The organism is Pseudomonas sp. D3-27, from assembly GCF_051132165.1.
In the GTDB taxonomy this organism is placed as follows: Bacteria; Pseudomonadota; Gammaproteobacteria; order Pseudomonadales; family Pseudomonadaceae; genus Aquipseudomonas.
Window position 1 is genome coordinate 3672358 of sequence record NZ_CP071667.1, and the last position, 18689, is coordinate 3691046.

Genomic DNA, 18689 nt, shown 5'->3' on the forward strand with positions numbered 1-18689 from the left:
CTAAGCCCTTACGGCGAACAACCCACGTTTGAGAAGGTAGTCCGCAAATTGCGTGCGGCTTGGCCTATCCGGAGCAGCCGGAAGCAGCCTGCCGCTGGTATTAGAAATCGTCGCGTACTCAGTCTCGACGGCGCCTTCGACCCGCTCCCGAATAACCGCGCCCTTGCGCGTCTCGATAGGATCGATGTCGTCGCGATGAATCTCCGCTGCGAGAGCCATTTGGCCGTAAGGAATGCGCGCCGGAAGGTAGTCGTTCGGCTTGATCTCACAATCCAGTTGAATACCCCGGCGCGGCCACGCCAGGGCCTGATCGCTAGACATCTTCTGCCCTTTCCAGGCCATGCCATTCATCGCCAAGGCGGCCCGGCGAAGCAGTGCTTCTTGCGCGGGGGTATCCGCAGGGATGGCGACGCCGAATTTCGCGGCGTAACGGACTAAATCCTCAGCGCTCGAATAGCTTTCGGCATCAGGCTTACCAGTGCCGTCCTCGATGATGAGTGTCATGGAATCAGCTCGCAGGAATGAGTTTTACGATTTCAGCCTTCGGCGCCTTCGGATCGAACTCAATGCCCTGGGCAGTGAGCCAATTCCTCAGATCCGCCACTCCCATTTTGGCCGGCTCTGTTTCCACTGCGCCACCGGCTTCGACAACATCCACTTGAACCTTGGCGGTCCTGTAGGCATCGACGACGACCGGCCAATCGCCGATCACTGTGACCTTCGTTACGCCCGACTCCGGCTTCTCGAAATAAACGGGGTTGCGATAACGCTTGTCCAGATCGAAGTCCCTGGTTTGTGCCGAATAAGTAAGTTCCATGTCGCTCTCCAAAAGCGGCCCGTTACAGGCCGCTGGCTAAAGGTGAACGCCTTTAAGGCGCGGACAGGTCGATCAAGACGCCTGCGGTAACCTTGTCGCTGGTGGCGTACTTGGTCCAGTTAGCTCCGGTTCCGATAGCAGCCAGGTTAGGGTTCACACCACCGGTAGAGTCATTCCAGCTGTAACCCAGAAGGTCCAGGTTGAATGTCCCTTCGGCGCGGAAGCCCATCGCCAAGTTTTCCTGGGTGTTGATCGGGTACGAACGGAAGCCCGGAGCTTGAGACTCGGTGATTTTGATCGCGCCGGCTTGCAGGCCGAAGATGGTTTCCGCTGGGATCGTGTCCGAGACCAGAACGGGCTTGCCCATGGTTCCAGGTTGGCCGCCGTAGATGACCACACCCGCCTCTTCGTAGACCTTTTCGGTAATGGCCTGATCGACCATGTCGAAGTAGGTCGCCGAGTCCATGGTCCACAACGCAATACGACCGAAGCGATCGCCAAACTTGCGCATGCCTTTGGTCAGCGCCTTCTTGCCATCGGTGGCGAAGCTGGCAGTGGCAACCATGTTCGGATTTGCACCGATAGCAGCCTTCAGGGCTGCCATCGCGTACTGGATGTATCCTTCGAGAACCGCATCGGCGTAGTCAATCCCCACCAGTTCGGAAAACTCCTCCGGGGAACGCGCTCGGCGCTTAAACGCCTCTTCAGTGGTTTCGTAAGGACCGTACTTGAACGGCACCTTCACACCGACCATCTCACCAGAGCCGATCTTCTGGCCGGCCACCGTTGCAGTCGAATTGACGTCACGGTGTGCGATGGAGCCGCCGAGCTTGTAGAAAGCACGCTTGCGCAAGTCACCTTCGATCAGCTCGTTATCCAGCACCAGAGCGCCATTGGAAGACGCGTTGAACACATCGATCACATCCTGGATGCGCTCCAGGTAGGCGGTCTGAGCAAGATCGTTGTAAACGATCATGTCCGTGTTGACGGTAGTCGGCATGGGTTACTCCATTATTTAGGCAATTTCAGGTAGGCGTCCTGGCCGTGCTTCGTGATGAACTCACGCTTGGCCGAAGGCGTCATTTCGGAGCGTTTCAGCGCGGCATTACCGCTACCCCCGCCCGGGGCATTGGTTCCTGAAGCCCTAGGCCACAGATGAGGTGCGCTTTCGCGCAAGGATTCCGCCCATTCGAGCGGCGTCAGAGGGGTCTTGCCGTCTTTGCCAAGGATGACCTGGCCTTCCTTATCGATCGCAACTGCTTCGCCCTCTTCATTGAGCGTGAACTGCCCTTTGGCACGCAGAATCAGATCCTCCGCTGCCTCAGGAAGCGCTCCAGCCTTGATGGCCGCAGAACGGATGGAGTCGCCCAAGACCTTGTCCCGGAACTTGCTCGCGAAGGATTCGGCTTTGTCAGCACGTTCCTTTTCCGCCTTTAGTTGCTTTTCGAAGTCGCCACGCAAGCGCTCCGTGCGCCTGGAAAAGACTTCGTCAATCTTGCCTTCGGTGAGGAGTTTCGTTTCTTCATCCTCGCCGGCTTTGGTTAACAGCCCCTTCACCGCGTTGATGTCCAGGCCTTCGAACTGAGTTTCGAACTGGCTGAGTTTTTTGGTGGTTTCCTTCAGCTTGCCCAGTAACTCGGTGTTCTTGGTTTTCAACCCGGTCACAGAGGCTTCCACGGCAGTCGCGATAGCGGCCTTGATTGCCGGATTTTCCAGGTCGATTTCGTTTTCTTCTGCCACGTTGAGGCACCCCTTGGGTTCGTATAGCCCGCTTCGCAGGCGTAAAAAAACCCGCTAGAGCGGGTCGTGTTGATTATTTTTGGGCAGTGAGATCCGACTGCCGTCACTTGGCGAGATGAAGGCAGGCGAACAAGGACGTCGCCTCCTTACCTCAAAGACCTGCCATTTCAAACGCCAGCGGCTCCACCTCTTTCATGCGGGCCAGCGTCATAGGCGCGAAGTTGCGATCTAGCTGCAACTCCGCAAAACGCTTGATGGTCAGACCGCCCTCACGAAAGAGCTTGCCTCGCGCCGGTCCTAACGCCACGTCCTGAAACGAAGCAGGCTGCTGCTGGAGCCAATGGTAATAGTCGAGGCTTGCATTGACCTGCCCTGCTCCGTCCGCACCCACAGCGGCCCGTGTAGCGCTCTTACCGAAGGTTTCACTGAGCTTGGTCAGCAGAATGAATGTGGTTCGGCAGTTCGGGTGGAACGGCGGACGCGGCCCAGAATCGACCGGGAAGCGCCGCTTATCCATGGATCGGCATTGCTGACTTGTCTTGCTGTCCAGCGTGGCAACCATTTCGACTTCCGTCACGACGTCCATATTGGCCCGTGCCACCTCCATGCGCGCCTGCGACGAGACGTGCTGGATCGCTGTGCGTACCACTGTGCTCGCGTTTCGATTGGTGATCGCCAAAATGCCGTCTTTGTAGCCCGTCGCCTTGGTGCCGCGAATGTTGCGGATGATCTGGAAGTTCGTAAGCCCTTCGAAGAAGCCCTGGCGTATCGCGCCAGTGACGCGCTCTCGCTCAGCCGCAGTCCAACCCTTGATGAAGGCTTTCAACAGCTTTCCGCCACCCGTGCCGCGCACGCTGAGAGGGTTTGTCAGCACTGCTGTACGAATCGCAGCCGCTGTCGAAGCAACCACGTCTAAAGCCACGCCGACCGGTGCCGATCTGGCAAGGCTTGTCACCTCGAACTCGGCTTCGTAATTGGCGATATCCACCAAGTCGAGGTTCAGCTGATTGCTGAAGCGATCGAATATGCCCAGCAACAGGCTATCGACCTCCTTGAGCAGGGCTTCCAGACGCCTGACGTTGTACTCGGACAGGTCACTACGCGTGAGCCGGTCGCGGATCGATCGGTCAATCTCCTGGAGGAACGGAGCAAACTTGCCGACTTCCCCTGCCTTTAGCTTTTCGAGAAAGACTGCGTGACGGACCGTGGCATCAAGGATCGCTTGGTTTGCCGCCATTTATTTGTTCCTCGTCATCCAGGCCAAGGCCATCGGCCTGCTCCAGCAGCTCCCCGTCAATCTGCTGATCGGTGCGCTCAGGTGCGATAAGGCCCAATTTGCGGAGATAGGCTCGTAGGTCGGATTTGGCGAAGCCGCCGTTCTGCCATAGACCAACCAGCGCGGTGATCATCTGAGGATCAGCCGTCAGCTCGACGAACTCTTGGTTGATCTGATAGCTGACCTTCGCATCACTTACCCCCATGTACTGGCAACACCACATAATCGCCTGGGTATAGGCTTCGCTGACGTTTGCCACGCAACCGGCTAGGACCGACGTCGATGCAGACTGGTCGCCCCGGGATTCAGTCGCTGTTTTGGCTGTGAGCGACGCCACAACCATGCGAGCACCGAGCTCGATCATCATTTGGTTCTTGTCGGCCATCGCCTCTTTCACCAGCGTGTTCGGCTGTGGCTGCGCATAGCCGAAGGCACCACCAACTGGCAGCATCATCGGAGCGCGGGAACCGACATAGACGCCGCTCGTCTCCATCCAATCGCGCCACTGCTCATCCAGGCCGGAAATCCAGGGCTGAGCTTGTCCACACCAGAAGACGCTGTCCTCGTAGTCAGCGCTGTTCCGATAGTGGCCGAGGTTGATCATGGCGATGTCGTACAGGGGCGACTCGTCAATGCTAGGGTCGTTGTTCTGCGCACCAACAAAGGTGAACGGGATTTCCTTCAGGCGTCCGTTACCGCCCGCAGGCTTGAACTCCTCAATCACAACCAGCGGCCCGCCTCCCTTTGGCCCGGATCTTCGCCATACACGACAGACGAAACCGTCCGCCTCAAGGACCAGTTCTCGATATTGCTCGATCACTTTGAAGCCGAAACCATCTTCGATTTCGGGCCACTCCCGCAGCACAACCAAGGTGAGCACACTGCGACCGTTCACCATGCCGGTACGCCAGTTGATGATGTCCTCGGCGCAGTACGAGAGAATGACCGCCCGACCGCCGATACCATCATCGGGGTGGTAATCGACGTACAGACCATGCCGGCCAGCCTCAAGCACCTTTTCTAGCGTGCCTTGGGAGTGCTGATAGATGCTGACGCCGGAGCCGTTGGCATTGTCCTGAAGGTACTCAAGCTTCTGCGCAACGGTCAGTGTCGGGTCTTTGTGGAACGCCAAACCGAGTAGCCCGTTGCGCGTGTGCCCGGTCGCGTTCTTGAACACGGCTCTCTCGCGATAAGCCTTGTTTCGGTCAACGTTCTCCGGCGACTTGTCGTGAGCGTTGATATACGGCAAACGATCCACTACTCGGTGCTGGCCGGCACAGACGTCGCGTACGGTCGCCCAGCGGTCCAATGCCTCCAGATAATCCGCACGTTTGAAGGAGACGTCGTTGCTCATCGGGCGTATCCCATTTTCATTGAAGTGACCGGTTTAACGATCGGGTATTCGCGGTGAATGAAGTAACCGCCGCCGTCGTTGGCGTGGTCGTTTCCTTGTGTTTTGTCAGGCTCACCATTGGCTGCCCAAACCTGTTGTTCCAGTCCGTCGGCATAGGTCGGGCATTTGACCGGATTAACCAAGTACCTCCGCTCGCCTTGGGCGTTGCAGAACATGGCGTTCATAGCGTTGATCCGGTCTTTCACTGGTGGATTAGCTGCGGGAGCAATGACCGTGAAGCCGGCCTGCTTGAGCATGGCGATATCCGTCATGCTGGCATTGACCGACTTGCGAGAATCTCCGGAGGCGTCCGGGTAGATTCGGATCTCGCAGGTCTTCCTGAAGTCGTTACCGTTGTGCTCCCAGTACCGCTCCTTGATGCGGCGGATCATGTCCGGCGTGTCGTAGCCATCTATCAGCTCATCGACTGCTCTGGGCAGGCCCTGGTCGCGTTTGACGTGGGTAACCGCCGCCATCTTGCCGACGTTGAAGTCCATACCGATGAACAGAGGCTCTCCAGGCTGTACGGTGTCGAAGCATTGGTTCAGCTTCCGGTCGTAAGCGTGGTACACCGAGCCGGATGTCAGGTTTACGAACTGGCCGTTCAGGTAGGCCCTGATCAGTTGCTCGGGATACGACTCCATCAGCGACGGGATGTAGTCGTCTGGCAGATTCAACTCATTGTCGAATGTGCTCGCCTGGACCAAGCCGTACATGCCGCTCAGCGCCGGCTTCTCGCGAAGCTGCTTTACGAACTGCTGATAGACGAATTTGAAGCCCTCTGGCGTCGTCGTGACGTCTACCCCGTTCTTCAGCCCAGGAACGCTATACCGCATCCGCGCGATGATCTTTCGCCAAGCTTGCTGCGCCTTAACTGACGACAGCACATCCAGCTCATCCACTAGCGCATGGCCGATCTTGAAGCCCACGATGGTTTGAGGCTTCTCCATCGACCGGCAAATCACGGTGCCCCGGTACTGCCGACCGCTGTAGATGTGAACCTCATGGTTCGCCTGGTTGATCTTGGTTTTAAGTCCCCAGTCATAGGCCACCTCATCCATGGTCGGATAGAAGATGTCTCGGATCTGGGGATACGTCGGTGCGAAGTAGCCAGCGTTTACGCTCGGCCATTCCATGAAGTGCTTGCTCAGTGCAGAGCAACCCACCCAGGTCTTGCCGGAACCGAATCCAGCAACGAAAGCGCGAAACTTGTTGGGCAACGTGAGGAACTGAGCCTGGGGAACGTTAAGGCTCGGCATTCGGCTTCCTCGCATTCACCACGTCCACCTGGATACGAGTGGGAACCGCCGGCTCGTCGTCCGGCTCCTCCTTACGCGAGCGGTTGACGTACATATCGCCCGTCTCCTTCGCAGCCTGCTCCAGGATCTGCATCGCGAGGCTGATGTTCTTCATGCTCTCGGCCTTCTCCACGAAGCGATTCAAGGCGCGAAGGCGAAACGCTCGGTTGGCGATGGGGATCTCTGCCGTTTCTTCTCTGAAGCGCTTGCGAGTGTCCTCAAACACCGTCCGCCACTTCAGCGCTAAGTCGCGCCCTGCGTATTTCGTGGGATCGTAGAACTCGCATTGCTGCCGGCTTACCTCGAGTCCGAAGGTGTCCTTGACTGCTTGCGCCACTTGGCTTGGCGTATCGAAACAGGCAAGGGACTGCACAATGAAGCGCTTTACCTCATCTTTCAGGGCTGCCATAGGTGTTTATTCCGTCAAAGTCTGGTCAAGTGTCAGGCCGACTTGAGGAGACAGGTTCCGCAGGCCCTCGCTATGTTCAGTTTCCCCACCTCAGCAGGGTTGTTTGCAGCATCCACCAGAGCTTGAACGTCAGGCGTAGCGCCGTAGCGGCGGACCACACCTACGAACTCTTCCACGTCGTGGCCTCGAAGCTTGATCTTCGGCTTCCCGTCTTGAGTGAATGCTGGTTGACCGTATTTGTCGGTCGCGTGAGCTAGGTGATACAGCTCGTGTTCAATGAGTGCGCAGAACTCTAGATCGCTGCATTGGGCGCAGTAATCGGCGGCCAAGGTGATGATGAAGCTCGGCACATCGCCGAACCAATCACGCATCTGCTGCTCCATCCGGGCCTTCTGCCAGCCACCGGCACGGAACGCCACTAGCTCGGCCTGGCCCAGGACTGTGCGGCCCTGCTTGTTGAGGCTCGACGACGCCCACATAACCCGGACGTCTGCATCCAATAGGTGGGCATGGTCTGAAGTGTAAATGCTACCGGTGTTGGCAAGGATCTCTGCCTGGAGCCATTCCCACACTTCTGGCGCAGGGACCAGGCGCATTCCTAGGCCGGGAAGATCGGACAGGTCGAGTAAAGCTGCTGGCGGCATTGGTCGATTCATTTCTTCCCATCCCGCCCGTTCAACTAAGATCAGCTGTGTTCAAAAAGGAAATGAACAGGTGACCCAATGCATTGATGAAACAGCTGTATTGAAGGCAGCATCTGCATGGGCGGAGCGAACCGGGAGAAACACCGAGAAGGTATGCTCTACCGCTCAGGACGTCATGCGAAGGCTCAGGTCTAAACTCAATGCCTCCTTATATCAGGGCGCTCTCAAGCAGCTTCATGATCAATACACCAGTTGGTAGTGGTTTTGACCCATGTCGCGACACAATTTGCTGATGCGCTAAACGTGTAGCGCGCTACTCGGCCTTGCGGCCAGGAAGCTTGAAATCAGTCACCCGGTCAGCAATGGAGCGGATCTTCTCCACCCCAAGGAAACCAACCCAGCCACCGACGAATGTCGCCATGCTCTGGGGCAGCGAGAAAAATTCAAGCCCGCTGATGATCGTCAGGGCCAGGCAGCCACAGATGGCGCCCTCTACGATCATCTGGCGCCTTGTGCCACCACCGTACGTGATTCGCAGGACGGCCATAGCGCAGGACAACGCAGCCGCATAGAGGATTGGCGAATGCTGGCTCAACCACGCAAGCGCTATCGCCCCAATGTCTGGTTTGTCTGGCATCTTCGGTATCTCAGCTTCCTCCCTTTCGGGGGGATATATACGAAACTCGGCGAAGGCCGAGCTGATCAGGGACTAGTGATTATGCGGAAAGGCGGCCGCACTGAATTTTTTTTGGTTTGCGCAATCTATTTCTGAGCGCGTCGGCCCCTAAGCGGTCGAGCGGTAAAAACCCTAATAGGTCAGAAACTTAAGCATGGCTAGCGACTGCCGAATAGGAGCCAGCTGAGGTGCAAACTCTTAACACTTACGAGATCCACTATGTGTTCGGCGGCGTAAAAAGGGTCACGCTTCACACTGCAGGCCAGATGAGTGATGGCGATGCCTGGACACTCGCAGCGATAGCATGTGGCGTATCTTTCAGCGTGATGTTGCACGCTCAACTCTTGTCAGCTGTTAGAACAGTAGCACGGAGCCATGGAGTCTCAAATGTCCGCTGGAATCTTTCCCCTCGGTACGCAAAACCCAACACATTAGCTGCGCAGGGCATGGCGAGGACAGGTGATCTTTCTTCAGCCGTCATTGGCCAGTAATCGCTCGCGAGAATGAAATATTGCCAAGCACACCGCACGCCACCACAGTATCATTCTGATATTAAGGGTCTAGATCATGCCTTGGGAACGTTCAGATAAAAAGCGCTACTCGGGAAAGATCGAGGGCATCTTCGCCTCGATCACCGAGGCGTGGGATGTCGAAGACTTTATTGATCAATATCTTGTTCTGCGTGGATTCCAAGTCAACGACATGAACAGGGAACGCATTGCGCTACGGTTGGAAGCGGCTCCAGGGCGACCACCCTATCGCGCAGTGCAGTTGGTAGCGTGGCTAGACGAGAATTACACGGCTGGTGCCCCGACCTCTAGTGAACGTTCCGAAGCTGATGCGAGAACGTCTCTTGATCAGCCGGCCAGTACAACTCCCGCGGCGGTTTCAGACCGCTGTCTATTTCAGCCGCGTAGCGTAACTGACCTCGATACAAGTTCTGCAGGCGCCAAGCTTAACCATAGGGAACTACCGAGTACCAGGTTCCCCGCACCGATCAACCAAGTGGCTGGGCCTATGGCGAGCTCGACTGAGTCCAGGGTTACTCCAAAAATATACAAGCCGTTTGGAGACGGCCAGCGGGATACAGGTACGAACGAGTCCCCGTAATTTGCGCATTGCCGAAGCAAAAGTGATGGGGACTCTGTGTAAGTCAGCCCCAACGGTACTCCCATCAGGGCAATGGGTGTGGTGGAGCCGGAAACGAAAAGGCCTCTGCGGATGCAGAGATCCTCGATAGTGCTCGACCTGCTTTACAGAGGAGGTTCAGTAAACTATTCAAATAGCTTTTTGACGAAATCGATTTCTTCTTCAGTCAAATTCGCAGTATCTGGTTTCTGCGAGAGTATTGGGCATCTAACTGACATTGCAGCATGCCAAGCCCTTTGCCAGAGGACCCACTCACGCTCAGTTGCTGCATCTAGATAGCCATGCTTGGATCTAGCGAGCTCATGGGGCTTACGTACAGCTTCAAACTCTTCTCTCATTTTCTCCCGCTAACCGGCTGTGTTTCGGACGAACCATAGTATCGGCGTCGGGCTGCTTTTCTTTAATGCGTCTCCGCCGCGGCTTGGGGAACCGCCTGACAAATGTTGGGCCAACCATCGGTTTAGGCCATCAAAGTCCTGACCAGCGTGACAAGTCAGTGAATCTGAAAATTTGGGTAATCTTGGCGCATAAGAATGGCGCTTGGCCGGTTTCAAGATTCGTGCGCGTCCAGCGCGATCTCAGTCAGCGCAAGTTGGCGAAAGGCGAGTCGAACCCCTTCCGCTTCTAGCAGCTCCGGTTTCAAATCGGGTTGCCCACCGCTAGGCGCCACCTGCCAGAAACGAAAAAGCCCAACACTGTGGCTGGGCTCTTCCTATTACTCCTATCAGTACGCAGGACCGGCAGGATGGGTAAATAATGGCTCATTGGCTCAAATCAAGTCAAGCGGCTTTTGTTTCAATAAGTCCCTCTGCATCCAACAGCGTTTGGGCAGCAACTAAAGCCTCATCAACTTCGCGCTCCAGCGCCTTACGTATATCCCTCCGCCACCGCTCCTGCGTCTTGATCGGATGAGGCTCTTCGGACCAATTATCCATCTCGTACCACGCTGCTGGCAGCACGGTTGTCGAACGTTTGCCACTGACTCCAGCTGGCTTGGGTAACGCCCAAGTAACGATCGCACAATGTCTAAATCGCTCAGGTGCTGGTGAGCGCACAGTCTTTGTCAGCTCAGCGATGGCGGTGTGTTTGCGCTCGGTGTGAGTCGAGAACTTCGCCACTAACACACGCCAATGCGCGGAAGAAAGAGATCCATGCAGCCGCCCGAATACCCAACAGTCCGTGAGAAACGCAGCGTCCCTCCCCACCATCTCGCCGACATGCTTGCCGTTTTGCACCTTAGGTTCAAAGTCGCATCCCCCTGCTGAGCTGATGGTTTCGGCGGCCAGCGCCCGGACGACTGCGGAAATAACGTTGCGATAGGTCATGCTGCGGCCCTCTTCAGTTCTCTGGCCTTTGCTCGATACTCGGCCTTGATGGTCTTCAACTCTTCGATGGTGTACTTGCGGGGCTGATGAGGCCCTTCTAACCAAGCCACCTTTTCTTCGCCAATCCGTTTCACCAGCTCGATTCGATAGTTCACGATGTTGCCGGACTGGTGGTTGTTGCACGGCGCACACTGACGCCAGACGTTCAGCGGCTCAAAGCGAAGCTCGGGGCTGCCTCCAACTGTGCGGTAATGACCTGCATGCCATTGCCCGTTGTGGTGCCGGCCACAGCTCACACAGGGAAGGCCTGCATCGCGCAGTCGAACCCAGGCATTGAACGCAACCTGCGCTTCCTTCATGTGCTGAGAGCGTGACTTGATTCGCTCCTTGGCGGCTTTGATTGCTCGGCGCTCTAGCTGGGCCAGTGACTTGCGTTCTTGCTCCCGTTTGACCTGGACCAAAGCGACTGCACATGCCGGGCTGCATACCACCTGGCCTAAACGTCTTGGCGGAAAGCTGACGCCGCATGCAGGGTTCTTGCACTTCTTCGGCTTGGGCTGCTTTGCAATCATGCAGCCACCTCGAATTGGTCCATCGGCGCCTCCATCCGCATCAGGTATGTCTGCGCCCGGCGATGAGCCATATTCCTGAGGAGCCCGGCGCGCTCCAATCGGCGATCTGCCAAGCTCGCTCCGTTGTATCGATAGCAGGCAAGATTGAAACGAGCCCTTTCCGACCAGAATCGGTGGTTGGCAGCTGGGCACCGGCTGATTTCCTCGAAAGTCGTCATGCCGCCTCCTCGCTCAGCAAATCGGAGAACACCACGCCTTGGCGCGTGAAATACGTGGCGATGCGATCCGTGTAGGCGATGCCCTGGGCACGGTTGAACAGGCTGGTCACTGGAAAGCCGTCAGGACCGAACAACTTGTGGTCGCCCATCATTGCGAGCTTTTCCTCGTAAGGCAGGTGACGCACAACCCGGTACCACGCCGCTTGAAAGCCGGCGTCTTCGTTGAGCAGGATTTGCACGCCAAAATGCAGCTTGCAGTAACGACGAGCGTCTGCCGCATCGCCGATCTCGGTCATTTCTGCAATCCGCTTGTACATCGCGAACCAAAGGGCGTTCTGGTCCAACGTCCGGTCCTTTCCTGGGCGGAGGGACACGACCACATACTTCTTCTCACGGTACATAGTGGTCAGGCTGGTGATTGCCTCGGTGAGTTTGGATTGGCAATTTACGCTGATTCTGTCGGTCATTGAGCCGCCCTCCTCGCTTCCAACTCCTGGACTTGCTGCATCAACAATGCCCGGCGATCCGCCAACTCACTTGCTGCCTCAATCCGCATTTCATCCTGCTTCTCGGCGTTTGCCGCCCGCATTTTCAACATCGACTTCTTCACCATTCCTAGCTTTTCGCGCAGCTTCGGCGCCGGTCGGGCTACTGCTCCAGTGATCAACCCGGCCAAGGCGCGTCCGTCCTCGGTAATCGGTTCAACGCTCAGGTCAGCGAGATACCTCTGTCCCCGTTCCTGCGGTATGCGCTGCATCTGCATCGCCTTGGTGATTGCCTGGATTCGACGGCTCGCGTCAAATCCCACAGAGACATGCCAGTTAACCGGCTTGGCCTCTTCACGGGCCTGGCTTACCAAACGCTCGTAAGCGCTGATGAACGCCATCCGGGCACCGATCTTGTCCCCGGCGTCGAGGACAGGCTTCGCAGCGGCCAGGGCGAGCTGGATCTCATCGGTAAGCACCACGGTCTCAAACTCATCACTGGTGGCTATCGCGATGGCCCAGGCTTCGTCCTTGCCAGGACGACCGTCGGCAGCCTGGACGCGCTGGAGAATGGCGGCCAAGGTCAGCTTTCCGCTCAGCTCACGTCGGCAGGATTTCAGAGCACTGGCGACCACCGGGACGGGGTATTCCGAAAGATCGTCAGCCATCATTTCAGCCGCGTCTGCGGTCAGGGCCTGACCAAGCACTTCGGCAGTGGCGGTGATTGCCAGGGCCAGCTGCGCGATCTGGTCGGAGGTCATGCGCTCACATGAACTCATTGGCTTTCCTCCTTTCGCGATCCATGATCCGGCGGGCAGCGTCCTGGCCGGCGGCGAGGTTGGCCTGCTTGCGCTCGATCTGCTGAGCCGTGGTCAGGTTCATCCGGCGGTTGGTCATCCACTGGGTGTGATAGGCCTCTGCCTTGGTGAGCAGGTCACCGATGCCGTGGCAGCCGTTGATCAGCCGCGAGTCGTCGATGGTCAGGAAGTACGCGGCGACGTGATGAGCGACATCGGCCCCAAGGCGGTCAACCAGCTTGCCGACCTGCCCTGCGACTTTGGCGTTCCACACCGGCCATGCGTCGTACCGCTTGCGGTAGGCCATGGCGTAGTTCGCCCAAGCCTTGAAGGTTTTGCAGGACTGGTCTTTTGGCCCTGGCATGTCGGCGGGAATCTCGCACCGCGGTTGCTGGGGAGTGAACGGAACGATTTGGCCCTTCGCGACCTTGGCCGCAGCCTGGGTCGCAATTGGTTCAATGACCGGTTCATTGACTGGTTCAAAAGAGTGACTGGTTCTGGGTGCAGCTCCTGCACTACCCCCTGGTGCAGCAAATTCACTAGGGGGTGCATCTGCTGCACTACCCTGGTGAATTTCTTGCACTACCCCTGGTGCAGGAGGTTCACCACCTATGGTGAGGTAGTAGACGTTTGAAGAGTTTCCCTTTGGGCCACCCTTTCTGACTTCCTTGCGCAGCAAACCACAAGCACAGAGCGCGGCTATGTGGTTCATGACAGAGCGCTTGCTGATCTCGCACTGATCAGCAATATGCTGGTACGAAGGCCAGCACTCCCCCAGGTCACTGGCGTTGTCGGCCAGTTTGATAAGCACCAGTTTGCGCAACGGATTGCCAACACGAATCTTCATCGCGGCAACCATAAGTCCCATGCTCACGCTGCACCTCGCAATGCCCGGCGTTGGGTAACCGGACGCAAGCCACTGTTCAGGTTTCTACGCGACACCTTTTCGTCACCGCCAATATGTGTCGCGACATTGGCCGGGGTATTGATCGAGTGATTTGGATAGCGCATCATTTGCTCTGCTTCTTGTTGTACCGCTGTTAAAAACCACCCTGTCCGGTGGTTTTTTTACGTCTGGAGGAAAGTGAGTCCCTCTTCAGGCCCTAAGTGAGGGCCTCAAACTATCCAGTTGAGGGCCTCTTCAGTCCCACCAGAGTCAAAATCGGTGCTTTACGCCTTCCAACGAAGGCCGTTGCGCCTGAGGCGATTGCCTCAAGCAGGATCTCGTTCACCGCCTCTTCGAACGTCCACCCTCTTGCTTCCATGAGTCGATGAACCTTGGCTCGGATCTCTGGCGGCACGTTCTCTTCAGTAAATTGCATCGTGCCCTCCTGAGGGCCTCTAGCCCGCGATATCCTTCAGATCCTCCGGCATCAGTGCTTCGATGGCGCCGTTTACGGCGGCCCACTCAAGCATCTCGAATAGGTAGGTTGCGTACTCGCGGCGGCTCTTGTCGGCGGCACGTTGCAGTTGCCGATCCAAGAGCGGATAGAGACGAATCTTGCGAGCGATGTCTCTGCGTTGGTTGAGGGGGTCTTTAAATCCCATCGGTGCAAAACTCCTTAGTTGTGGGGAGGATTAGGCTGCTGATTTCTGTGAAGGAAATGGGCGCCGCTCAATAGCGGAATAAGTGCCGTCGTCATGACACGCTACGGTGACGTGCCTACCAGCACGGATGGCCTTACTAAGCCCACCCTGCGTGAGGCCAAGAAGCTCGGCAGCCTTGGTGTGCCCGTGTTTTTCAGCGAATTCAGCAAGGGTCAAATGACGCATGGATGCGCCCTCAAGTTGGGTATACGGGGATAGTATGACCGCCGGTATTGTTTTCGGTCAATACCGGCGATATTGGTCGCTTGAATACCGCAGGTAATATGATTTGGGAATGACTAAAGACTCTCGAAGACTCCCTCTTGCCGAGTGGCAATTGGAAGATAGTGACCGCCTGAAGGAGATCTTTCAGCGCAAGCGCTCGTCCCTGAAACTGACTCAGGAAAAGATCGCAGCCGAACTAGGCGATGGCGTAACACAAGGAGCAGTCAGTCATTTCATGAACCGCCGTACCGCCCTGAGCCTTAAGGCGGCGGTGGTTTTCGCCAGGATGCTCCAGGTACCTGTTTCTGAATTCAGCCCCGAGCTAGCAAAACAGCTCGAGTCAATGACGTCGGATCCGACGACGGTGAACAATAGCCGTCTCAGTACAGACACGCCGCCGAATGTGAAGTCTCCACCTAGTAGCAATTCCCCTCTTCCCGCTGAGGGTGATATTGGAAACGATCACTATGCCTTCATCCCGCAATACGATGCGAAAGCTGCGGCCGGTTTGGGAAGCGAGAACCCGCACGTAGAAATCAGATCCACTCTTGCCTTCAAGCGAAAATGGCTAAAAGCTAAGCGCCTGAAGCCCGAGCAATTGATCGTGATTTACGCTGACGGTCAAAGCATGTGGCCGACGATTAATCACCGAGATGTGTTGTTGGTAGACCTGTCCATAGTCGAACCAATCCACGGCCAGGTTTTTGTCTTGGCGCACGGCGAAAAGGCAATCGTGAAACGTCTTGTGAAATCGCCTGGTGGCGACTGGATCATCCGAAGTGACAATCAGAACAAGGTTGACCACCCTGATCGGGTGTTCACCGGCAGTGATGCGTACGAACATCGAATCATCGGCAAGGTCATCTGGCGAGGCGGAGATCTTTAGTCCGACCGGCAACCAGTGGTAGTGACGCCGATAGCTCAATAACGAATATCGAAATTGATGCATCGGAAACAAGCCCGCCTCGGCGGGCTTTTTCGTGTCTGGCAGCTCCCCTACCCAAACAGTTTCTCGCTCGCAATCCTCCTGGTGGCCCGAATCATTCGAGTCGAATTTCCGGACGCCCATAAAACACACGGTAATCACGCTGGAGCGAGCCGACCCTTCTACAGACATCCCACCCTTCGACTGCGCTTCAGTAGGGAGCCAAGTGGAAATCAAAAAAACATTACCGGAGGTATTGACTACCAACATTACCGGCGGTAATTTTACTTCGGCGAGACGTGAACGACTCGCCAGGGCCTGAAGAGACCCGCCGCTCTTTAATAACGCGCGCCATAAACGATTACCCAGCCAACGCTGGGAGGTCAGCCCCGGCCACACCTGTGGGGCGAGAGGAAGTCAGGTGAACAAAATCGCGCCGCGACTACTGGCGACCGGCGATCCGATAGCCCCGAACGGCTACCAACGCGCAGAACTGCGACGGCGGACGAGGTGCTGACCGAACTGGCGAATGACCCGGTAGGAGGCGCGAGCGATACAGCTTTTTCACTGATGCACCTGGACCTCCGGGTGCATTGGGAAAACAACTGAAAAGTCATCCGGCGCGCCCTCTACAGCGCGCTCCTAGCTACTCCTCGCGCTGCCTACCCGCAGCCAGGTTTCAGTTCAACACCTCGCCAGACGGAGGCCTCTATGACCGCTGCATTGAAAATCAGCCAACCATTAAAAATCGTCCAGTCGCCTTCGATGATTAGCGAGGACACCTGGGAAAATGCACGAGCCGAGTGGCTGTACAACGCCGTCGAAAGTCTGCTGGCTGGAGTGGACGTTAAAGTCCATCGCCGTATGCGCCGGCCTCGGACGGTAACCAGGGCTCAGCTCGCTCTGGCTATCGATGAGCACGTGAACAACCGGCTCGCAGACTGCGAGGTGCATTCTCCGGCGCTGGGTTGGTTGATGCTCTCTCTGGACAATGGCAGACCCGACAAGAACGCGATCGCTGAGCTCCTTGGCCCGAGCGACCACCCGTTGGGCAAGCGCGGCGAGATCGCTCAAACGCTACTTGAGCCCCTGGCTGATGACGCATTGATTGCTCAAGCAGAGGACAACGAACTGTGAGTCCTCACATCGCAATCGACCAAGCCCTAGCAGCGCTCGAAGAGTCTGAAAGCAAAGATTTAGACGACACGCTCGCCGAGGGCCTGATTGTCCGCCACTTCACGTCAGGCGGGATCACACCCGAAGAATTCCATCACTACAGCGCACGCCTGCTGAAGATCAGTCGGAAGCGCAAGGAGGCGCAATGAGCACCGCACCGGTAAAAACACTGATCGATGAACAGTTGGATGACATCCAGCGCAGGATAGCCATCATCGGCTATGGCATGCCGTTCAATGAGGTGATCGGACGGAGTCGTGACGAGCGCGTCGCAGATCTCCCACGGCGCCTCACAGCAACCATGCAGGGCCGGCGAATCGCTGTAAGGGTTCGGCCAAAATGACCAGCCATCAGCGCGCCCGGCGCCTTCTCATCTGGCGTGGATCCTTCTCAACCATCGCCTTCTGCTTCTTCTTGATGTTGCTCAGCGCTCTGGCTGATCGCGTCACCCAATAACTTCAGCTCTGTACGCAGCGCCCCTCGTCGGTGGCGCGGAGAATAGTTATGTCCAATACCCGCATCTGGGATCAGGTCAACGTAACCGATCCCAGCGCAACGAAGAATTTCACTGGCATGGGCGGTTTTAAAGGCACCGCCATTAAACCCACCTACCTGATGCGCAAGGCCACGGAAGTATTCGGCCCGTGCGGCGAGGGTTGGGGTTGGACAGTCCTTGAGGATCGCTTCGACGAAGGCGGCCCTCTTCAGGCTCCCACCAAGGAATGGCCGGACGCTCCACGCATTAACGCCAAGCTGCACACGTTGAAAATTCAGCTCTGGTACGTGGGCAAAGATGGTCAGAAATGCACCGTCGAGCATTACGGCCACACCCCTTTCGTCCATCTCCAACAGGGGAAGATCGTCACTGATTGGGAGGCCGCGAAAAAGTCGCTGACCGATGCTATCGGCAAGTGCCTCCAACCCCTCGGGTTAGCAGCCGACATCCACATGGGCCTCTTTGAGGACGCCGCCTATGTCGATGCGGTGCGCGATGAGGTAGCGATGATCAAAGCTGAAGACAAGGTCGCGGAAGAGGAACGCCAGAAGCAAGAACGGCTGGATTACATCAGGTCGGTTGTCGAGACGATGCAAGGTGCCCAGTCGCTGCAAGAGCTCAAAAAGATCCATGACCACGCAGTTCGACGCCTGACCGCGCGTAAAGACGATACGGCGGTCCGGCGCATCGCCAAAGAACTGAAAGACCTTTCTGCGAAATTCGAAGAGGAGTCAGCTGCATGACCCAGCTATACGCACTCTCCGGCAAGCTCGCCGAGATCCAAGCGATGGCCGACGTCGATGATGAGGGACTTAAAGAAGCCCTACAGCACGCCCTGGAAGAGATCCAAGGCGAGTTCGAAGTGAAGGCCGACAATGTCGCCATGCTGCGCCGGAACATTGAAAGTGATGTGGCCGCGATTGAAAACGAGATTGAGCGTCTCACCGAGCTCAAGCGCATCAAGAACAACAGCGTGGCCGAGATCACCGACTACCTTCGCCGGAACATGGAAGCGGCCAATCTCAAAACCATTAAGCGTCCCCTCTTCACAATTACCCTGGCCCTCGGCAAAGAGAAGGTGATCGTGGACAACGAAGACGCCGTGCCGGATGAGCTCATTGCCGTGAAAACCAGCATTGCGCCCGATAAGAACGCTATCGCTGCCAAGCTCAAAGAAATCCGCGATCACAACGACGCCGTCCGGAAGCGGATCGAAGCTGGTGAAGACGTCGAGCATGAACTTCTGCCCGAACCGTCCTGGGCGCACCTGGAACGTGGAGATAGCTCCATCCGAATTAAGTGAGGCAAAGATGATTAGCAATCACCTCAGCCTGATCGAGCTGCAGCGGCGGAATACAGAATCGATCGATGATCAGATCATCAAATATCTCCAGGAGGGCGGACGAGTCGTTCAATTGGAGGCACCGCCTTTCAATCCGATACGACCGCCCCGCTCCACCCGTATAGACCTAGAAACAATC

General features: G+C 56.8%; 26 protein-coding genes. 6 read left to right on the forward strand and 20 right to left on the reverse strand.

Annotated features, from left to right (window positions below):
* The 20 genes from J3P92_RS16585 to J3P92_RS16680 all read right to left on the reverse strand — a co-directional run bounded on the left by J3P92_RS16585 (position 1) and on the right by J3P92_RS16680 (position 14572).
* Positions 1-504: a DnaT-like ssDNA-binding protein gene (locus J3P92_RS16585; RefSeq protein WP_030141970.1), complete on the reverse strand. Its 504-nt coding sequence runs from the start codon at positions 502-504 to the stop codon at positions 1-3.
* A 4-nt stretch (positions 505-508) separates the two neighbouring features.
* On the reverse strand, positions 509-817 hold the full coding sequence (locus J3P92_RS16590; protein ID WP_434648323.1) for a hypothetical protein: 309 nt from the start codon (positions 815-817) through the stop codon (positions 509-511).
* 52 nt (positions 818-869) lie between these two features.
* The gene (locus J3P92_RS16595; protein ID WP_030141972.1) at positions 870-1817 is read right to left on the reverse strand and encodes a major capsid protein; all 948 of its coding nucleotides are present in this window, start codon (positions 1815-1817) and stop codon (positions 870-872) included.
* Positions 1818-1828: 11 nt separating this feature from the next.
* Entirely contained in the window at positions 1829-2557 is a 729-nt protein-coding gene (locus tag J3P92_RS16600) for a hypothetical protein (protein WP_434648326.1), read from the reverse strand.
* A gap of 151 nt (positions 2558-2708) precedes the next feature.
* Positions 2709-3794 carry a minor capsid protein gene (locus J3P92_RS16605; protein WP_434648329.1) on the reverse strand — a complete coding sequence of 362 codons (1086 nt, stop codon included), beginning with the start codon at positions 3792-3794 and terminating at the stop codon, positions 2709-2711.
* Positions 3769-5187: a DUF4055 domain-containing protein gene (locus tag J3P92_RS16610; RefSeq protein WP_420765720.1), complete on the reverse strand. Its 1419-nt coding sequence runs from the start codon at positions 5185-5187 to the stop codon at positions 3769-3771. The genes J3P92_RS16605 and J3P92_RS16610 overlap by 26 nt, the downstream gene beginning before the upstream one ends.
* Positions 5184-6485, reverse strand: a complete 1302-nt coding sequence (locus J3P92_RS16615) for a terminase large subunit domain-containing protein (protein ID WP_434606804.1) — start codon at positions 6483-6485, stop codon at positions 5184-5186. The genes J3P92_RS16610 and J3P92_RS16615 overlap by 4 nt, the downstream gene beginning before the upstream one ends.
* Positions 6472-6933 carry a DUF2280 domain-containing protein gene (locus J3P92_RS16620; protein ID WP_434648332.1) on the reverse strand — a complete coding sequence of 154 codons (462 nt, stop codon included), beginning with the start codon at positions 6931-6933 and terminating at the stop codon, positions 6472-6474. The genes J3P92_RS16615 and J3P92_RS16620 overlap by 14 nt, the downstream gene beginning before the upstream one ends.
* A gap of 32 nt (positions 6934-6965) precedes the next feature.
* On the reverse strand, positions 6966-7589 hold the full coding sequence (locus tag J3P92_RS16625) for a putative metallopeptidase (RefSeq protein ID WP_434648334.1): 624 nt from the start codon (positions 7587-7589) through the stop codon (positions 6966-6968).
* A 301-nt stretch (positions 7590-7890) separates the two neighbouring features.
* Positions 7891-8223 (reverse strand): phage holin, lambda family, encoded by a 333-nt coding sequence (locus J3P92_RS16630; protein WP_434651146.1) that lies wholly within the window; start codon positions 8221-8223, stop codon positions 7891-7893.
* A gap of 1958 nt (positions 8224-10181) precedes the next feature.
* Positions 10182-10727 (reverse strand): hypothetical protein, encoded by a 546-nt coding sequence (locus J3P92_RS16635; RefSeq protein WP_434606810.1) that lies wholly within the window; start codon positions 10725-10727, stop codon positions 10182-10184.
* Positions 10724-11299 (reverse strand): recombination protein NinG, encoded by a 576-nt coding sequence (locus J3P92_RS16640; protein ID WP_434606813.1) that lies wholly within the window; start codon positions 11297-11299, stop codon positions 10724-10726. The genes J3P92_RS16635 and J3P92_RS16640 overlap by 4 nt, the downstream gene beginning before the upstream one ends.
* The gene (locus J3P92_RS16645; RefSeq protein ID WP_434606815.1) at positions 11296-11517 is read right to left on the reverse strand and encodes a hypothetical protein; all 222 of its coding nucleotides are present in this window, start codon (positions 11515-11517) and stop codon (positions 11296-11298) included. Before J3P92_RS16645 ends, J3P92_RS16640 begins: the two co-directional genes overlap by 4 nt.
* Complete coding sequence (locus tag J3P92_RS16650; RefSeq protein WP_434648336.1) at positions 11514-11984, reverse strand: hypothetical protein; 471 nt, start codon at positions 11982-11984, stop codon at positions 11514-11516. Before J3P92_RS16650 ends, J3P92_RS16645 begins: the two co-directional genes overlap by 4 nt.
* Positions 11981-12781: a hypothetical protein gene (locus tag J3P92_RS16655; protein ID WP_434606819.1), complete on the reverse strand. Its 801-nt coding sequence runs from the start codon at positions 12779-12781 to the stop codon at positions 11981-11983. The genes J3P92_RS16650 and J3P92_RS16655 overlap by 4 nt, the downstream gene beginning before the upstream one ends.
* The gene (locus J3P92_RS16660) at positions 12768-13673 is read right to left on the reverse strand and encodes a helix-turn-helix domain-containing protein (protein WP_434648339.1); all 906 of its coding nucleotides are present in this window, start codon (positions 13671-13673) and stop codon (positions 12768-12770) included. Before J3P92_RS16660 ends, J3P92_RS16655 begins: the two co-directional genes overlap by 14 nt.
* Entirely contained in the window at positions 13670-13813 is a 144-nt protein-coding gene (locus J3P92_RS16665; protein ID WP_434606823.1) for a hypothetical protein, read from the reverse strand. The genes J3P92_RS16660 and J3P92_RS16665 overlap by 4 nt, the downstream gene beginning before the upstream one ends.
* A gap of 107 nt (positions 13814-13920) precedes the next feature.
* Positions 13921-14121: a hypothetical protein gene (locus J3P92_RS16670; RefSeq protein WP_434606826.1), complete on the reverse strand. Its 201-nt coding sequence runs from the start codon at positions 14119-14121 to the stop codon at positions 13921-13923.
* Positions 14122-14140: 19 nt separating this feature from the next.
* A complete protein-coding gene (locus J3P92_RS16675; RefSeq protein ID WP_030141993.1) occupies positions 14141-14347 on the reverse strand; it encodes a hypothetical protein in 207 nt (68 codons plus the stop codon).
* 30 nt (positions 14348-14377) lie between these two features.
* Positions 14378-14572, reverse strand: coding sequence for a Cro/CI family transcriptional regulator (locus J3P92_RS16680; protein WP_434606829.1), 195 nt, complete (start codon positions 14570-14572; stop codon positions 14378-14380).
* 109 nt (positions 14573-14681) lie between these two features.
* On the opposite strand from J3P92_RS16680, the gene J3P92_RS16685 reads away from it, so the two are divergent.
* The 6 genes from J3P92_RS16685 to J3P92_RS16710 all read left to right on the forward strand — a co-directional run bounded on the left by J3P92_RS16685 (position 14682) and on the right by J3P92_RS16710 (position 18511).
* Complete coding sequence (locus tag J3P92_RS16685) at positions 14682-15497, forward strand: LexA family transcriptional regulator (protein WP_434606832.1); 816 nt, start codon at positions 14682-14684, stop codon at positions 15495-15497.
* Between the two features lie 750 nt (positions 15498-16247).
* Positions 16248-16673: a hypothetical protein gene (locus J3P92_RS16690; RefSeq protein WP_434606835.1), complete on the forward strand. Its 426-nt coding sequence runs from the start codon at positions 16248-16250 to the stop codon at positions 16671-16673.
* Entirely contained in the window at positions 16670-16861 is a 192-nt protein-coding gene (locus tag J3P92_RS16695; protein WP_165887379.1) for a hypothetical protein, read from the forward strand. The genes J3P92_RS16690 and J3P92_RS16695 overlap by 4 nt, the downstream gene beginning before the upstream one ends.
* Positions 16858-17055 carry a hypothetical protein gene (locus tag J3P92_RS16700; RefSeq protein ID WP_434606838.1) on the forward strand — a complete coding sequence of 66 codons (198 nt, stop codon included), beginning with the start codon at positions 16858-16860 and terminating at the stop codon, positions 17053-17055. The genes J3P92_RS16695 and J3P92_RS16700 overlap by 4 nt, the downstream gene beginning before the upstream one ends.
* Positions 17056-17216: 161 nt before the next feature.
* On the forward strand, positions 17217-17951 hold the full coding sequence (locus J3P92_RS16705) for a hypothetical protein (protein WP_434648342.1): 735 nt from the start codon (positions 17217-17219) through the stop codon (positions 17949-17951).
* Positions 17948-18511: a siphovirus Gp157 family protein gene (locus tag J3P92_RS16710; protein WP_434606841.1), complete on the forward strand. Its 564-nt coding sequence runs from the start codon at positions 17948-17950 to the stop codon at positions 18509-18511. The genes J3P92_RS16705 and J3P92_RS16710 overlap by 4 nt, the downstream gene beginning before the upstream one ends.
* The last annotated feature ends 178 nt before the right edge of the window (positions 18512-18689 follow it).

Bases quoted from the DNA above. Each gene is read 5' to 3' on its own strand.
- J3P92_RS16585 (WP_030141970.1), bottom strand. From the start codon at position 504: ATGACACTCATCATCGAGGACGGCACTGGTAAGCCTGATGCCGAAAGC.
- J3P92_RS16590 (WP_434648323.1), bottom strand. From the start codon at position 817: ATGGAACTTACTTATTCGGCACAAACCAGGGACTTCGATCTGGACAAG.
- J3P92_RS16595 (WP_030141972.1), bottom strand. From the start codon at position 1,817: ATGCCGACTACCGTCAACACGGACATGATCGTTTACAACGATCTTGCT.
- J3P92_RS16605 (WP_434648329.1), bottom strand. From the start codon at position 3,794: ATGGCGGCAAACCAAGCGATCCTTGATGCCACGGTCCGTCACGCAGTC.
- J3P92_RS16610 (WP_420765720.1), bottom strand. From the start codon at position 5,187: ATGAGCAACGACGTCTCCTTCAAACGTGCGGATTATCTGGAGGCATTG.
- J3P92_RS16615 (WP_434606804.1), bottom strand. From the start codon at position 6,485: ATGCCGAGCCTTAACGTTCCCCAGGCTCAGTTCCTCACGTTGCCCAAC.
- J3P92_RS16620 (WP_434648332.1), bottom strand. From the start codon at position 6,933: ATGGCAGCCCTGAAAGATGAGGTAAAGCGCTTCATTGTGCAGTCCCTT.
- J3P92_RS16625 (WP_434648334.1), bottom strand. From the start codon at position 7,589: ATGAATCGACCAATGCCGCCAGCAGCTTTACTCGACCTGTCCGATCTT.
- J3P92_RS16635 (WP_434606810.1), bottom strand. From the start codon at position 10,727: ATGACCTATCGCAACGTTATTTCCGCAGTCGTCCGGGCGCTGGCCGCC.
- J3P92_RS16640 (WP_434606813.1), bottom strand. From the start codon at position 11,299: ATGATTGCAAAGCAGCCCAAGCCGAAGAAGTGCAAGAACCCTGCATGC.
- J3P92_RS16645 (WP_434606815.1), bottom strand. From the start codon at position 11,517: ATGACGACTTTCGAGGAAATCAGCCGGTGCCCAGCTGCCAACCACCGA.
- J3P92_RS16650 (WP_434648336.1), bottom strand. From the start codon at position 11,984: ATGACCGACAGAATCAGCGTAAATTGCCAATCCAAACTCACCGAGGCA.
- J3P92_RS16655 (WP_434606819.1), bottom strand. From the start codon at position 12,781: ATGAGTTCATGTGAGCGCATGACCTCCGACCAGATCGCGCAGCTGGCC.
- J3P92_RS16665 (WP_434606823.1), bottom strand. From the start codon at position 13,813: ATGATGCGCTATCCAAATCACTCGATCAATACCCCGGCCAATGTCGCG.
- J3P92_RS16670 (WP_434606826.1), bottom strand. From the start codon at position 14,121: ATGCAATTTACTGAAGAGAACGTGCCGCCAGAGATCCGAGCCAAGGTT.
- J3P92_RS16675 (WP_030141993.1), bottom strand. From the start codon at position 14,347: ATGGGATTTAAAGACCCCCTCAACCAACGCAGAGACATCGCTCGCAAG.
- J3P92_RS16680 (WP_434606829.1), bottom strand. From the start codon at position 14,572: ATGCGTCATTTGACCCTTGCTGAATTCGCTGAAAAACACGGGCACACC.
- J3P92_RS16685 (WP_434606832.1), top strand. From the start codon at position 14,682: ATGACTAAAGACTCTCGAAGACTCCCTCTTGCCGAGTGGCAATTGGAA.
- J3P92_RS16690 (WP_434606835.1), top strand. From the start codon at position 16,248: ATGACCGCTGCATTGAAAATCAGCCAACCATTAAAAATCGTCCAGTCG.
- J3P92_RS16700 (WP_434606838.1), top strand. From the start codon at position 16,858: ATGAGCACCGCACCGGTAAAAACACTGATCGATGAACAGTTGGATGAC.
- J3P92_RS16705 (WP_434648342.1), top strand. From the start codon at position 17,217: ATGTCCAATACCCGCATCTGGGATCAGGTCAACGTAACCGATCCCAGC.
- J3P92_RS16710 (WP_434606841.1), top strand. From the start codon at position 17,948: ATGACCCAGCTATACGCACTCTCCGGCAAGCTCGCCGAGATCCAAGCG.